The organism is Halobacillus litoralis, from assembly GCF_004101865.1.
Taxonomy (GTDB): domain Bacteria; phylum Bacillota; class Bacilli; order Bacillales; family Halobacillaceae; genus Halobacillus; species Halobacillus litoralis_A.
On sequence record NZ_CP026118.1, the window covers coordinates 2,540,761 to 2,555,976 of the forward strand.

16 protein-coding genes are annotated in these 15,216 nt (G+C 41.2%); 14 read left to right on the forward strand and 2 right to left on the reverse strand.

Annotated elements, in window-relative coordinates:
- Nucleotides 1-18: 18 nt before the first annotated feature.
- The 3 genes from HLI_RS12895 to HLI_RS12905 all read left to right on the forward strand — a co-directional run bounded on the left by HLI_RS12895 (nt 19) and on the right by HLI_RS12905 (nt 2,368).
- Nucleotides 19-1,095 carry a sensor histidine kinase gene (locus tag HLI_RS12895; protein ID WP_128525336.1) on the forward strand — a complete coding sequence of 359 codons (1,077 nt, stop codon included), beginning with the start codon at nt 19-21 and terminating at the stop codon, nt 1,093-1,095.
- Between the two features lie 44 nt (nt 1,096-1,139).
- On the forward strand, nt 1,140-1,709 hold the full coding sequence (locus HLI_RS12900; RefSeq protein WP_241656005.1) for a response regulator: 570 nt from the start codon (nt 1,140-1,142) through the stop codon (nt 1,707-1,709).
- A 98-nt stretch (nt 1,710-1,807) separates the two neighbouring features.
- Nucleotides 1,808-2,368: a DJ-1/PfpI family protein gene (locus HLI_RS12905; protein ID WP_128525338.1), complete on the forward strand. Its 561-nt coding sequence runs from the start codon at nt 1,808-1,810 to the stop codon at nt 2,366-2,368.
- Between the two features lie 160 nt (nt 2,369-2,528).
- Here the strand turns inward: HLI_RS12905 and HLI_RS12910 are convergent, their stop codons facing one another.
- Both HLI_RS12910 and HLI_RS12915 read right to left on the reverse strand, forming a co-directional pair.
- Entirely contained in the window at nt 2,529-2,996 is a 468-nt protein-coding gene (locus HLI_RS12910; RefSeq protein ID WP_128525339.1) for a DJ-1/PfpI family protein, read from the reverse strand.
- Between the two features lie 217 nt (nt 2,997-3,213).
- Nucleotides 3,214-3,960, reverse strand: a complete 747-nt coding sequence (locus HLI_RS12915; RefSeq protein ID WP_128525340.1) for a LysE family translocator — start codon at nt 3,958-3,960, stop codon at nt 3,214-3,216.
- 280 nt (nt 3,961-4,240) lie between these two features.
- On the opposite strand from HLI_RS12915, the gene HLI_RS21670 reads away from it, so the two are divergent.
- From HLI_RS21670 to HLI_RS12960, 11 genes are all read left to right on the forward strand, one after another.
- Nucleotides 4,241-4,405 (forward strand): hypothetical protein, encoded by a 165-nt coding sequence (locus HLI_RS21670; protein WP_164908554.1) that lies wholly within the window; start codon nt 4,241-4,243, stop codon nt 4,403-4,405.
- A gap of 413 nt (nt 4,406-4,818) precedes the next feature.
- Nucleotides 4,819-6,006 (forward strand): carboxylate--amine ligase, encoded by a 1,188-nt coding sequence (locus HLI_RS12920; protein ID WP_128525341.1) that lies wholly within the window; start codon nt 4,819-4,821, stop codon nt 6,004-6,006.
- A 131-nt stretch (nt 6,007-6,137) separates the two neighbouring features.
- Nucleotides 6,138-7,241 carry a Mur ligase family protein gene (locus HLI_RS12925; RefSeq protein WP_241655849.1) on the forward strand — a complete coding sequence of 368 codons (1,104 nt, stop codon included), beginning with the start codon at nt 6,138-6,140 and terminating at the stop codon, nt 7,239-7,241.
- Nucleotides 7,175-7,684: a glutamate ligase domain-containing protein gene (locus tag HLI_RS22010; RefSeq protein WP_431357368.1), complete on the forward strand. Its 510-nt coding sequence runs from the start codon at nt 7,175-7,177 to the stop codon at nt 7,682-7,684. The genes HLI_RS12925 and HLI_RS22010 overlap by 67 nt, the downstream gene beginning before the upstream one ends.
- A 45-nt stretch (nt 7,685-7,729) precedes the next feature.
- On the forward strand, nt 7,730-8,440 hold the full coding sequence (locus HLI_RS12930; protein WP_128525342.1) for a cysteate racemase: 711 nt from the start codon (nt 7,730-7,732) through the stop codon (nt 8,438-8,440).
- A gap of 61 nt (nt 8,441-8,501) precedes the next feature.
- Nucleotides 8,502-8,783, forward strand: a complete 282-nt coding sequence (locus tag HLI_RS12935; RefSeq protein WP_128525343.1) for a hypothetical protein — start codon at nt 8,502-8,504, stop codon at nt 8,781-8,783.
- 410 nt (nt 8,784-9,193) lie between these two features.
- On the forward strand, nt 9,194-10,087 hold the full coding sequence (gene ftsX, locus HLI_RS12940; RefSeq protein WP_128525344.1) for a permease-like cell division protein FtsX: 894 nt from the start codon (nt 9,194-9,196) through the stop codon (nt 10,085-10,087).
- A 53-nt stretch (nt 10,088-10,140) separates the two neighbouring features.
- Complete coding sequence (locus HLI_RS12945; RefSeq protein WP_241655851.1) at nt 10,141-11,487, forward strand: murein hydrolase activator EnvC family protein; 1,347 nt, start codon at nt 10,141-10,143, stop codon at nt 11,485-11,487.
- Between the two features lie 236 nt (nt 11,488-11,723).
- Entirely contained in the window at nt 11,724-12,689 is a 966-nt protein-coding gene (locus HLI_RS12950) for a S8 family peptidase (RefSeq protein ID WP_128525345.1), read from the forward strand.
- Between the two features lie 628 nt (nt 12,690-13,317).
- Nucleotides 13,318-14,505, forward strand: coding sequence for a ParM/StbA family protein (locus HLI_RS12955; protein ID WP_128525346.1), 1,188 nt, complete (start codon nt 13,318-13,320; stop codon nt 14,503-14,505).
- Nucleotides 14,506-14,514: 9 nt separating this feature from the next.
- The gene (locus tag HLI_RS12960; RefSeq protein WP_128525347.1) at nt 14,515-15,102 is read left to right on the forward strand and encodes a hypothetical protein; all 588 of its coding nucleotides are present in this window, start codon (nt 14,515-14,517) and stop codon (nt 15,100-15,102) included.
- Nucleotides 15,103-15,216 lie beyond the last annotated feature (114 nt).

A 15,216-nucleotide genomic window follows, 5' to 3' on the forward strand; every position in this document is an offset into this window, starting at 1 on the left:
AAAAGGAGGATATCAAAAATGAAACGCTCAACAACTATGCTGATGGCAGCTCTTATCCTTCCAGGAATCTATTCATTATTCGGTCCCTATAATTGGGCGTGGGCTGGAAGTTTAGGGTTGTTTATCCTATTGGCCGCCTGTTATTGGCTAAGTATCAAGTATCACTCGTCAAGAAAGCTTTTCATTTCCATTCAAGTGGGAATCGCAGCTGTCATCGGTGCCTTGTATTCACCCTGGAATCTTGTGCTTGGATTTTACCCTGCGATGGTGGCAGGGATCTTTCTGTCGCAGAAATCTCTCCGGGTTTTCACAGGACTGGCAAGTGTCAGCTTTGCTGCTTCGGTATTTTTTTATTATGAACTGCAGCAGCAGGAATGGCAGTTTTATTGGGTGCCACTTGTCATCACCGTCCTGTTTCTCCCTTTTGTAGTGAAAATATATCACAGATCAATGATCATGAACCAAGAACTGAAGGTCGCCAACGAAGAGATTACCTACTTGATAAAAAATGAAGAGCGTCAAAGGATTTCAAGGGATCTGCATGATTCTGTCGGTCATACGCTCTCATTGATAACATTGAAAAGTGAACTTATGGAAAGGCTCATACGGGAACATCCCGAAGAAGCGATCGAAGAAGCAAATGCAATTCAGGAGATTTCACGCTCCGTCTTACTTCAAGTCCGGCAGCTCATCAGCGATATGCAGTCAGTAGATATCGAGGAAGAGCTAGAGCATGCAGAAGATGTTTTTAGCTGGGCGGACATCGCTTTTCATCGGAAGATCGATTGTGCGTTTGAAGAGATCCCCCCCATCACGAGAAATATCTTCGGCATGTGCCTGCGGGAATGTATCACAAACGTTTTAAAACACAGTGGAGCAAAAACGTGTACAGTAACTCTTCATGGCAACGGCCGGGAGTATATACTGATAATAGAAGATGATGGAAAAGGGATGTCGCTTCACAACGGAGATCAAAAGGATTTCGGAAGTGGAATTGTGGGCATGAAAGAGCGTCTCCTGTTAATTGGCGGGACGTTGCACATTGATTCCCCAGAAGGGACAGATGTAACGATTACTGTGCCGAAAATGGGATAAGGGAGGGTGGCTAGGTGAGAATCGTCATTGCAGAAGACCAGGGGATGCTGCGTGGAGCGATCAGTCGATTGCTGAGTATGGAGAATGATATTCAAGTAGTCGGTGAAGCTGCTAACGGCGAAGAGGCTGTCGAAATCATTCAGAGACTACAACCTGATATTGCTATACTGGATATTGAAATGCCTCATTTAAGCGGCCTGGAGGTAGCGGAGCACCTTCAAAAAATCAACTCTACCTGCCTGGTCGCGATAGTCACTACATTTGCAAGGAGCGGCTATCTTCAAAAAGCAGTCAAAGCAGGGGCTCGAGGCTATTTATTAAAAGACACCCCTGTCTCACATCTGGCTGAATCATTAAGAAAAATATATAGCGGTCAAAGGGTGTTCAGTCCTCAACTGACTTTTTCATTTATAGAGGAAAAGAATCCTCTGACTAAGCGTGAAATAGAAATATTACAATGCCTCAAAAGAGGAGACTCGGTCAAAGACATGAACCAGTCCCTCTACTTATCCGAAGGGACGATACGTAATTATATATCAGAGATTATTCAAAAGCTTGAGGCAAAAAACCGGATTGAGGCTGTTACAATCGCCAAGGAAAAAGGCTGGTTGTGAACAGATAGATTTTAAAGGGGCTGATGTTATGAAAAACAATAAAAAGAAGGTAAAGCCAGATTGATTCGAACTCTAAATACTTGGTAGGAGATGAGTAGATGAAAGCGTTATTCTTTTTGTACGAAGGGTATGTGGATTGGGAAATCAGTCCTTTATCGTACATGTTAAATATCTCAGGCGTTGAAGTTGAAACGGTGGCATTATGTGAAGAAGTCACTCACAAGGGAAATTTCAGAGTGAAGGCAGATATGGGGATTGAAGCATGTGATCCTGCTGACTACGAAATTCTGATTATACCAGGTGGTGAGCCGGCGCCCTTTGATAAAGAGGAACGATTATTGAATCTTATAAAAAGTTTTGATGAACAAGGTAAAATAATCGCAGCCATTTGCGGAGGACCAACCTTCCTAGCAGCGGCAGATGTTCTTCGTGAAAGAAAATATTCAACATCCATTGACGACGATCCTGAGTATTTCAGCTATTTCAATGAAGATAACATGAGTGAAAGCGATGTAACGGTAAGCGAAAATTTAATTACCGCTGAAGGAAATGCTTATATTGAATTTGCTAATGCTGTTGGAAAAGTGTTGAACATATTTGAAGACAGGGAAGACGAATTAGAAACGGTCCTTTTCTTTAAGAATCAGTTAAGAGGATAATGACAGGGAGCAGGGAAAAAGATTTCTCCACTAGAAAACTCGAACTCGTTCGGGTTTTCTTTATGAAGAAATAAATTCATACGCCGCTCCGGCAACATACTTGAGGCCACTGAAAAACACTTTTCAATCTAGAGGAACTGTTAACGTTTGTTGTTGCTTCTCACGAATCGCTTGCGTATTCATCAACAACGATCGGGGAATTTATATAACTTTCTTCCTTAAATGTACCTAAGAATGTTCTTTGTTCTGCCGTTAATCCTGTGGTGTATTTCTTACCATCCAGAACGCCACTGATGGACAATAAATAAGGGGCACTGGAAATTGCAGCAATGATTTTGTTTTGATCATTCATTTTATGTATGAAGGAGGCAAGGGCATCGTGGTTGATCAGGTGTGCAAAATCATCGACTCCAGGAAGGACAATACTCTCCAATCTGTTTATATCTACCTCATTAATACTTGCTTCAGGTATGCAAGGCAAACCTGACTCGCCCCTAACCACTTGATTGTCTAAACCAATATAAATAGCTTGTTTTCTTCCTTGCTTTAATACGGATAATAGAACCGATATTTCATACTCGCTAAATCTAGGGTAAAGTAATATTCCTGTAAAAGTGATTTTATCCATTCCTTTCCATCTTTATTTCGAATTGCTTTCTTCACGGTCTAGGTAATTATTAAATTCCAGCCTGTAAGTATCTTGTGTTTCGTGAGCCCCATCCGGCTCCTCGCTTACTCCGCGTATCCTTGGCCCCACACGAGACGAGGACGGTCGGAGTTGCAAGTAGCCGAACTTCATCTTCCCCTTTGCTGTGGCAAAGAGCTTCACGACTGGTTTGGGGCGATCAAGGCGCTTCCGATTTTGTTGTAGATAACCACAATGCCAGGGCTATCATTATTCCCCCGGTAATACGATCTAAATTTTGTTTTACTCTCCCGCTTAACCCGATGTTTTTAAGTTTGCCTCCTATTGTTGCATATATAGTCGCACAAATGAATTCAATCAATATATAAACTGCACCTACCACGAGGATTTGCCCCCCGGCAGCCACTGTGTCTGAGGATATGAATTGGGGAAGGAAGACAGTGAACAATAACAAAGCTTTAGGGTTTGCGGCTGCCACCATGAACTCTTGCTTCGCATAATGCCAAGCATTTCTTGACTCCCCCTGTTTCTCACTGCCGCTCATTTGTTCATCTTCGTACTCTTTTTTACTGGATAAGATCGTTTTTATACCGAGCCAGCCTAAATAAAGGACACCTGCCCATTTAATAATAGTAAAGATCAGGGTGGAAGTCTGAAGAATTGCATGAAGTCCTAAAGAGACGGCAATCACCATTAATGCAAAAGCAGTAAATCTCCCTGTGACCGCTATGATAGCTGTTGTTGCTCCTTTTCTTAAACCATTCCTAAGAGAAAGGATCTGATTTGCTCCGGGTACGGAAGCCATGAGAAATGCTGCAGGTATAAGAGAAGCCCACTGAATACCGGAGAGTAGATGGTTAAATTCAAAGGCTGTATTGTTCATACTAACTACAAATAATGTGAACAAAAGTATGAAAACCGGTATATAAATGTATTTTCTTTTCATAAAATCCCTCCTGCTTTTTCTTTAAAGATAACACAGAGGACAGGTTATTGATGGTGCTTCTCCCATATTGAAAATCTTTCACTCTCCTTTTCCGTTGAAATCCACCTTGTATTCATCTCACATCCATTTTTTTGAAGAGGAGGAATCAGGGGTATTTGTAAGGAATTATCGATATTTAAAAGAATTTGCAAAAATATATTTACAACAGTCGAAAATTTGGTATTATATATAAGGATTTACTGATTTTTAAAGAATATAAATGGGAAAGGAGATCAAGCTTATGCTTACATCTCTGTATTTGATGTCTCTGACTGTTTTGCTTACGTTTCTAGTATTATATGCGATTGACAACATCGTCAGCCGTTTCAAAAAGATCAATAACCATACCATTCAGCCAGAGCAAGTCCCTGCCGAAGTTGAATTCAGCCACCATACTTTTAAATAAATCGTAATTGCATCAGAGTGGTCCTGGTCTTCCAGGGCTGCTTTTTTTATGGCTCATCCAATGCTGCAGGAGAGAGTGGTCCATCACCACTTGCTTTGTCGGAGGATGGCCAGGGAGTTGTGCGCGTTTTTTCGTTATAGAAGAATACAAAATTCCAATGCTGTGACTAAGACATTATTCTTGTATGCCGGTTGCTTCAAACTTCCTGGAAACGAAAGAATCAAGCTTAAGTTGGCCAGCATGATTCTGGTGTGCAGTTTTGTTAAGATTCTATCAGAGTGTTGAGCGTTTTGTTAGGGTAGGGAATGTGGTAAAATAGATATGTTTACATACAAGAAGATTATCGCAGTAAAGCGATCCAAATAAAATTTTCAGTGAAAGTATTACATTTTTGAGGGAAAAGGGGATTTTTCATGGAAAACAAAGCGGTTGTTCTAGGGGCGAACTATTATATAGGACTCAGTACGATCAGGTGTTTAGGGATTCATGACGTCCATGTGGCAGCTGTCGATTATGCGTGGGAAGGCTCTTATGGGTTAGAGTCCAAGTATTGTTCGGAAGCCTTGATCGGGCCTCATTATAAAGAAGATCCAGAAGGTTTAGTCACCTTTCTGATCGATTATGCAAAGAAACAAGACAGCCCGCCCGTGCTTATTCCGACGGCAGACCCATATGTGGAATTCGTTGATGATCATTTGCCTGAATTACGGGAACATTTCCTTATTCCTCAAAAAGAGCAAGGACTATATACTAAAATAATGGACAAAGGTACTCTGCATACGCTCGCTTCAGAGCATGGAGTGGCTGTGCCGGAAACCGTAAATGTGGATGATGAAAATTTCATTCAAAAGGTTGAAAGTGAAATTCAATACCCTTGTTTGGTCAAACCGGTCGATTCCCCGGCATTTGTAGCTAAATTCAGAAGCAAGCTCTTCAAAGTTCATACTCAAGAAGAGTTATTGGAAAAAGTGAATCAAGCGAAAGAAGCGGATATAGAGGTCATCGTCCAAAGGATCATTCCTGGTTTTGATGATCATATGTACACCTTTGATGCTTATTTAGATCAAGATTCAAAGGTTACCCACTGGGTCACATGCCAGAAACTCCGCCAATTCCCAGTCAATTATGGAGCTTCTGTGTACACTCAACAAAAATATGTGCCAGAGTTATTTGAACTTGGCGCTAAGTTCCTTGAAGGTATTCAATATAAAGGCTTTGCTGAAATCGAATTTAAAAAAGACGCCGAAACAGGACGCTACTATTTAATCGAAATCAATGTAAGAATTACAAACTTGAATCACTTGCTGCAAAAAACAGGGATCAACATTCCTTATATCACTTACCGTGAACTTACAGGGAATCCGTTAGATCCTAAAGCAGTGAAAGAGGATATGAATCTTGTTTTTTGGTATGCATACGAAGATCTGTTAGCTGTTAGAGAGTATATCAAAACGGGACAACTCTCACCTCAAAAGGTCATCAAATCTTATTTCCGCCCGAAAGCCCATGCGATCTGGGATCCGAAAGACCCGAAACCAGCTGTTGCATTCGGCAAGAAATTGGCAGGCTTAGTAGTAGGGAAAGTCACTGGACGAAGCTGACAGTTTGCAGAGATGAGGACTGGAATGTCTCCATTAGACCGCAGAAAATGCTAACCAATAGACGAAATAGTATGATTGAAGAAGCTAAGGACGGAATAGGGTTAAATCAATTGCAGGGAAGGTAGATGAGAATGGTCAAATTAACAGAATTACTAGCATCCATACATGTATTAGAAGCATGGAACGATAAGGGTCTAGATATCCACGGGCTTGCTTACAACTCACGAAATGTAAGGCAGGGGGATGTGTTCGTATGCATAAAAGGGTTTAAAACAGACGGACATGCTTATATTGCTGAAGCAGTGAAAAATGGAGCTGCAGCAATTGTAGTGGAGGACTACCAGGAAGGTTGGGAGGATCTTCCACAGTATCGCGTTGCAGACAGCCGTCAATCATTGGCAGCTATGAGTGATGCTTACTATAACCATCCGTCCCGATCCCTGAAAACGATCGGGATTACGGCTACTAATGGTAAAACAACTACATCTTTCATGACGGATGCCATTCTAGAAGAACATAACCTGAAAACAGGCTTGATCGGGACGGTTGTGGTCAAGTATGGCAATTATTCAGAGCCTACAAAGTTGACGACACCTGAATCGCTGGACCTGCATCATTATTTCGCCCGGATGAGGGACCAGGACGTCTCTCATGTCACAATGGAAGTTTCCTCTTCAGCTTTAGACTTGAGTCGTGTCGGAAGTGTGGACTTTGATATTGTGACCTTGAACAATATCAGTCGCGAACACATCGACCTTCACGGTTCATTTGAAGAGTATTTCAATAGCAAAGCAAGCCTGATCAGAAATGCCGGGGCTGATAAATGGGCGATTTTGAATTTGGATGATGCCTACTCCGCTTCCTTGATTGAAGAAACGAAAGCCAAGTTACTCACCTTTAGTGTGGAGACAGGAGACGGTGACCTCATTTGTAAAGACTTGGATCTTTCTACAGGACGGGCGAAATTCAAAGTGGAAATTCGCAAACCATTTGAGGTCGGGAACACCGCATATGAGCCTCAGGAATTTACCATTGAACTTTCAACGCCTGGCTACCATTCCGTTTATAATTCAATGGTTGCCATTGCTGCAGGCCTTTTGAATGAGGTGCCGATCCAGACTATTCAAAAAGGGTTGAAGGGATTCGGGGGGTCGAGCGCCGTTTCGAAATGGTCTTTGAAGATGACTTCAAAATCCTTGATGACCACTTTGCCAACTATGGAAATATCAATGTGACATTGAGTACCCTTGAACAAATGGATTATGCTAACCTGAAGCTGGTTTATGCTATCCGCGGCAGTCGTGGAGTCACAGTGAACAGGGAGAACGCCAAGGCAATTGTCGAGTGGGCGCCTAAGCTTGGTCTTACAGAAGTGATTGCAACTGTCAGTCATTCCCATGTATCTGAAAAAGATGCCGTAAAAGAAGAAGAACTGCGGGTTTTCCAGGAAATGATGGGAGAGGCTGGCATTCGTGTCGATCTGTATAAGGAATTAGATGATGCGATCCATCATGCCTTATCTGAAGTGGAAAAAGAGGACGTCGTCTTGTTAGCAGGATGCCAGGGGATGGACCCCGGTGCCCAAATCGCGCTTGAACAGTTGAACAAAACGAGACCGGAAATGGATGAAGAAAAGCTTTTCAAGCCATTGAAAAACAGAGTGGCGGGAATACTATAATACATCTATAGAATAGGTTTCGGGTCTTTTGTAAGGAGGCAGAACATGAATGACAAAATAATCGGCATACTTGGAGGTATGGGACCTGAAGCTACAGCCGAGTGTTACTTGAAAATCATCCGGGCGACAAAAGCGAATAAAGACCAGGAGCATTACCGCGTCATTATTGACAGTAATGCTAAAATCCCTGACCGCACAGAAGCCATTTCAGGTAGAGGGGAAAATCCAGTGCCCCAAATGGTGGATGCAGCTAAAAATCTCGAGAAACTGGACGTGGATGTAGCATGCATCCCATGTATGACAGCTCATTTCTTTATAGATGAAGTCCAAAAAGCAATTTCTTTCCCACTGTTGAATGCTTTTCTGGAACTGAAAAAATTCATATCGGATTATTATCCAGGCGCTACTAAGATTGGAGTTCTAGCCACGACAGGAACGCTTGAAACCGGTTTGTTCCAAAAGTATTTTGACCACTTAGAAGTCATCCATCCCACACCAATCACTCAAAATGAAAAAGTGATGAGAGCGATTTACGGGGAAGATGGGATTAAGAGTGGGAACACGGAAGGTGCACCACTCGAATTGTTGAAAGGAGCCTCTCAGGAGCTGCTAGACAATGGGGCTGAAGTGATTATTTCAGGGTGTACAGAAATCGGCTTAGTATTGAAGTCATCCCACCTTCCTGTACCATTGATCGATCCTATGGAAGTTGTGGCAAACGTCGTTGTGAAAGAATCTGTTTATCAGCAGTCATGAAAAGTGATGGAGCATCCTATATTTTAGAGAAGGATATTCTCTTTGAAGGGGTGCTCACCGAATGACAGAAAATGAATTTGAGCAATTTTTGTCAGAATCATTCCGAGAAGGCGTATATTTCAGGGAGCTCAGGTTATCTGAAAAAGAAGTGCTTAGTTTGAAGGAGCATTACCCGCAGGCTTCTATACAAAAAACAAGTGAAGTAAATGATGCATTCAGTAAGTCCTGGTATGAAATCAATCTGATGCCGATCGGGAAAAAATCTGAAACGCTTGAATCAATCCGTAATGAAAATACACGTTTAAAACGCGAACTGGAATCATTAAGGAAATTAAAGAAGTGAAAAAGTACAGGAAAAACACGAGACAATTCTATGAGAGTTGTCTTATTTTTTATGTTAAAAATAGGTCATAAATCATGGGTATAAAATCCCTGTAGTGTTAGTTGCCATTACGCTTTGTCGAATGGTGTTGTGGCAATGTCACTGATGTGTAAAGGTTTGAAACACAAATGTAATAATAATTTGTCTTTATTTAGCGAATATCTTTGATATAATGAATAGGGTAAATGAAGCATACGACTTAGACTACATATAGTGACAACATAGATTAACAAAATGAGTGTTTAGTAGGAAGTGATATAAATTGTTTGATAGGCATCACCGCAACTTATCATCTTTTGGTATTATGGCTGCCGTCCGAAGAAATATGAAGAAAAAAGATTTGGTACGAGATGTATGGGGTGACCAGTCGTATGAAGCTTAAAACATTTGGTCGCCACGGAAAAGAAGGCCTTAAAAACATGACCAGAAACCGTTGGATGACATTTGCGTCTATATCCGCTGTAACGGTCACGTTGTTATTGGTTGGTGTTTTTGCAACTTTGCTTCTGAATTTAAATGACATCGGTACTCAAATAGAAGAAGATGTCGAAGTGCGTGTCTTCATTGATATCACAGCAGAAGATACATCACGGGCACAATTGAAAGAAGAAATAGAGAAACTATCAGAAGTCGGTAGTGTGGAGTTTCAATCGAAAGAAGAAGGATTGGATCAGCTCATCAACAGCTTAGGCGAAGAGGGCAAAGCATTTGAATCCTTAAAAGATGAAAACCCACTGAATGATGTTTTCATTGTTAAAACAGAACAGCCGGAAGATACCATCCCTGTCGCTAAGAAGATTGAAGACTTTGAAAGTGTAGAAAAAGTCGAATATGCAGAACAAACGGTTGAACGTTTATTCAATGTCATGGATGTAGCCAGGAATGTCGGATTAGCCATTATTGCCGGCCTTTTATTCACGGCTATGTTCCTTATAGCCAACACAATCAGAATTACAATCGTAGCTCGTAAGAAAGAAATTGAAGTGATGAAGATGGTAGGGGCGACCAACTGGTTTATCCGTTGGCCATTCCTCGTGGAAGGAGTTTTAATTGGAATTTTGGGTTCACTTGTTCCGATTGCATTGGTCATCTTTGGATATGACTACCTCCACACGGAAATTACAACACGCTACCCAACATTATTCATTGATATTTTGCCAGTTTATCCATTCGTATTCAAAGTTTCGGCACTCTTGATACTGATGGGGGTTACAATCGGACTTTGGGGAAGCTTCACATCAATTCGCAAGTATCTGAAAGTATAAATCTATGAAACTATTACTTTTACACAGGTAAGGATTCGGGGGAGGAAAAGAGTTTGAACTTGAAAGTGTTAATTGCCGTTCTGACCATTAGCCTTGTTTTAACGGGGTTGCCAACCAGCTTCAATCCGGTATCAGCTGAATCAAATGAAGAAAAATTAGAAGAAAATAAACAGAAACAATCTGAAATAGAGCAGGAAAAGCAGAAAAAACAAAAAGAAATTGAAGAGCTTAGAGAAAGTCAAGAGAAGGTAAATGCTGAAATCGAACGCTTGGACAAGCAAGTAATGGAAGCGATGAACAAAATTGAAACAAAAGAAAATGAAATTGCTCAAACAAAAGAAAACATCGAGCAGCTGAAAAGTGAAATCGCAGAGCTTGAAAAAAGGATTGCTGAGCGGGATGAGCTTTTAAAGGATCGTGTGAAATCAATGTACCAAAATGGAGGGGCCGTTGATTATCTCGACGTCCTTATGGGCGCTGAGAGTTTTGGTAACTTCTTAGAACGAGTCATGAGCCTCAATACAATTGCTGAGAAAGATAAAGAGATCCTTGAACAGCATAAAGCTGATAAAGAGGCTGTTGAAAGCAAGAAAGCAGAAGTTGAGGAAGAACTCGCTTCTCTGGAGGAAAAATTGAACGAACTAGAGTCATTGAAGCAGAAATTAGACAGTAAAAAACAAAAGAAAAGTAGTTTGATGAGCAGTCTGGCAAAGAAAGAGGAGAATGCTCATAATCATGTAATGGAAATTGAAGAGGAGCAGGAAACTTTAGCTGCTCAAGAAGCTGCAATCCAGAAAGAAATTGAACGTCAGCGTAAAGCTGAAGAAGAAGCAAGGAAGAAAGCTGCAGCTGAAAAAGCAGCTAGAGAAAAGGCTGCTGCAGAGAAAGCTTCTGCAAGCAAGTCCTCAAGCTCTTCCAGTTCTAATTCAAGCAGCAGTGCTAGTGCAAGTACTTCTTCTAGTCAGTCATCATCAAACAGTGGCGCATTGTTCAGCTGGCCTGCTAACGCTTCGACGTCCTCTGAGTATAATCCTAACCGGATTCACCCGATCACTGGGAAACGCAGTTTACATTCCGGTATCGACTTATCTGGAGGCGGAACAATTCCGATTCGGGCCGCAGCAGATGGCACAGTCATCCGTGCTAACTATTCTTCCAGTTATGGTAACGTAGTTTTCATTACTCACCAGATTAATGGACAGACATTCACGACGGTGTATGCTCATATGAGAAGTACCCCAGCAGTTTCCGCAGGACAATCCATTTCTGAAGGAGACTTCCTTGGAAACATGGGTAGTACCGGCGCTTCAACTGGTCAGCACTTACATTTTGAAATTCATGAAGGTTCTTGGAATGGCAGTCGTTCAAACTCTGTGAACCCACGTAAATATTTGCCTTGATTTTAAAAGGATTGCACATTTTGAATGTGGAATCCTTTTTTACTTTTAGGATGCTAACTTATAGGAATAGGCACCTCCTTAATTCAGACCTGGTAAAATAAGGACTTTATCCCTCTTTTTTTATTTGATTTATAATTTTAAAAAGACAGATGTTATAATAAGGTAATACATTCCTTTTTAATACAGACTCCAAGAAACAGTTTTCTTAGAATGAATTCTTATTGAGGAGGCAGAAAATGAGTGAAATGAAGCTAATTCCGTACCGGACAGACGCAATAATTGATTCAACAGCAGAAATCCCTAAAGGCGTACAGATGGTAGAAGCTCAAGAGTTATGGCAGGAAACGAATCAAGGGGAGGGGAGTGTCGTTGCAATTATCGATACAGGGTGCCAGTTAGATCACCCCGATTTGGAAGACCGTATCATTGACGGAAAAAATTTCACTAATGATTATCAGGGAGACCGAGAGAATTTTAATGATAATAACGGCCATGGAACCCATGTAGCAGGTACGATAGCTGCTATTGAAAATGGGGAAGGCGTGGTGGGAGTTGCTCCTAAATCCAAAATTTTAGTACTGAAAGTCTTATCTGAAGACGGTTCTGGAGAGTATCGTTGGATTATCGACGCTGTTGATTTCGCTTTACGCTGGCGTGGTCCGAATGGGGAAAAGGTAAGGGTCATTTCGATGTCTCTCGGGGGACCTGATGAATCCCAGGAGCTCCATACTTCCATCAAAGCGGCGATTGACCAGGGAGTATCCGTTGTATGTGCGGCCGGAAATGAAGGGGATGGGCGGGAAAATACTTCGGAATACGCCTATCCAGGAGCTTATAATGAGGTTATCCAGGTTGGCGCAGTGGACGATAAGCGAAGTCTTGCTGATTTTACAAATACAAACGATCAAATTGATTTAGTTGCCCCGGGGGTGAGTGTCCTTTCTACTTATCTGGAAGGAAAGTATGCTAGGTTAACAGGAACTTCAATGGCTACCCCTCACATATCTGGAGGTTTAGCCCTCCTTATTCCCCTTGTGGAAAAACAGTTTCAGAGGTCCATGTCAGAGGCGGAAATATACTCGCAGTTAATCAAACGCACAACCCCATTGGGATATTCGAAGGCAGCTGAAGGCAATGGTTTGATGACTTTAGCGCTAATGAATAAATTGGAGGAGTTATTCAGCACCTATACCAGCCATTAGTGTCGGTAAGTTTAACCCTGGATGTTCATACATTCAGGGTTTTTTGCTGTTTGTAATATCAAATGGGCTTCATAATCATGAATAGAACGATTTCTCTCTTCATACATATGGCGCATGAATCCATTCTTCACAACTTTTTTGGTTCTCTTAGTTCCTCTATCATCTCCTATCCCGACAAACCTTCATCTGCCCAGTTGCTTTGTTATCCTCTTCGGAAGTTTTATTCACTTTGATCTGTACTTGCAGGGAACTAGCTTCTTTTTCTTGTATTCTTGCTATCAACCCCCTAACACACAACTCAGCCCGCAATTTTGAATCCTGACACAATGCTCAGCCCGTGTTTTTGTGTCGAATATAAGGGATTCATATTCCTCAGGGTTATGTACACAAAAATGAACACATGTAAACAAAATGTAACTTTAATGTGTTCAATATAGTATACATGTACACAAAAGTGAACGCATGTTGCTAAATTAGTATGTATGCAGATTTGAATACATGTTTTCAAAACTGTACACTTGCAATCGTTTTTGAACACGTAAAAAGGCGCATTGACTATTTACTGAATGTTTAATAGATTTAAGTTAAGGTGAGGTCAAATCTAGAAAATAAAAAGGAGAGCTGTTCAATGACGAAATCTAGAATTGCAGCTGTTGATGTTGGTAATGATGCGGTGAAAGCGAACTTTGGAAAATTAGAGTCATCTTTATACATCCCAAACGTTGTGGCGAGAGATTTAGAAGATCGCCCAGTAATTGGTATAGAAGATTTGGACGATAAAGATCCACTCGATAATCTACATATTCGAGTGCACTCCCCTGCTTTAAGAGAAAACAATGCCATCTATCGTGTGGGTAATTTAGCAACGAAAACAACAAACTCCACAGAGTTGGATCCCGGAAGCTATAAATCCGAAGAGGATCAAACATTGATCATGTTGTTTGCTGCACTTGCTATGGATGCGGTAGAAGGCAGGGATGCACAATCATTCAAAAACAATGTAGTAGAATCGACTTATACATTAGGTACAGGTTTACCCTTACGTGAAGTGAAGGAAGGCAAAGACGTTGGCTATCGCTCTCAATTATTAGGGTCTGTACACCAGGTGGAATTTTTGGTGACACCTAAGTATCAGGGAATGAAAGTTAATCTGAAATTTGATGAAGTGAAGGTCTATCCAGAAGGGTTTGCTGCGTATGTGAACTTGGTTATGGATAATGATTTGAATATCATCAATAAAGAATTGGTCGATAAACAAATACTGATCCAGGACATTGGCGGACTCTCTACGGATATCGCTGTCATTCGTAATCGCAATGTAGATGACGATAAAGCGCAAGGCTTCAACCTCGGTGTAGCTGAATCCCTCGAGATGATTCGTGAGGAAATTTTGACGAAGCATGGTGTAGAGTTGGACAGCCGTCGCGATGTGGTGGATATCATCACACGTAAAAATGATCGTCACCATATTATGGTTAAAGGTAGTCGTACAAACGTCCACGACATTACTGACCGGATTTTGCTGGAACTTGCTAAAAAACAATACCGTTATTTGAGAAATGTATGGCAGAAGAACTCTCAGTCTGAAATTTGCTACTTTGTCGGTGGCGGGTCCGCAGTACTGAAAGAGTATATTAAAACACTGAACAACAAATTGGATGGTTTTAATATTGAATTCTTTGAGGATGAAGAAGAAAGCATTTGGATGATGGCGAATGCCTATTACAAACTTATTTCTGACTTTATCCGTAAGAATTCCAAAGAACCTGCCAAGGACAATAAAAAAGAAGAACAAAAAGCCGGATCCTCTAAATAAGGTGAGATAATGAGTCAATCCAGGAAAAGTGTGGAGAGGGGACAATCGATTACGTTCCGGGTCCCCTCGGACACACCTGATCATTTATTAAGACAATTATCCGATCTCAAAGAAGCGGAACGAAGGAATTTTTCCAGCAAGATCGCTCAATTTGTCCTTGAGGGTGTAAATGAATCTTTTTCAAAAGATAAGGAAACAGTGACGATTCCTTTACCTAAGCCTTTGACAAAAGAACAAAGAAATTGGATTAAACATGAACATTCAGAAGCCTTGATAGGGAGTATCCTTTATCAACTTATGATGGATCCGATGCGTGCCACAACACTTCTCGCTTCATTGAATAGTAATGCCTATGACATTGAAGATGCTCTTTATTTGCAAGAAGAGTCAGCAGCAAGTGAAGAGGAAGAAAAAAGGGAATCGGTGGAACAAAAACAGTTGTTACCAGAAACTCCTGTCGAAATCCAGGACGATGACCTTGCTGACATGGATTTGGACAGTCTCCAGGAAGACCTTCAAGAGAATAAGAATGCTAATCTTGAAGAAGAAGATGACGAAGATTTACTTGGTGATTTTCTATCAAGCATGAATAAGTGAAGATAAGCCCCTCAAGTATACGGAGAGGGCTTATTTTTTGTATGACTTGCAAATGTACTTACATTTTTTTGAAACTTATCAGGGAGTGGAACGTATAGTTTTAGCAAAAGGGGG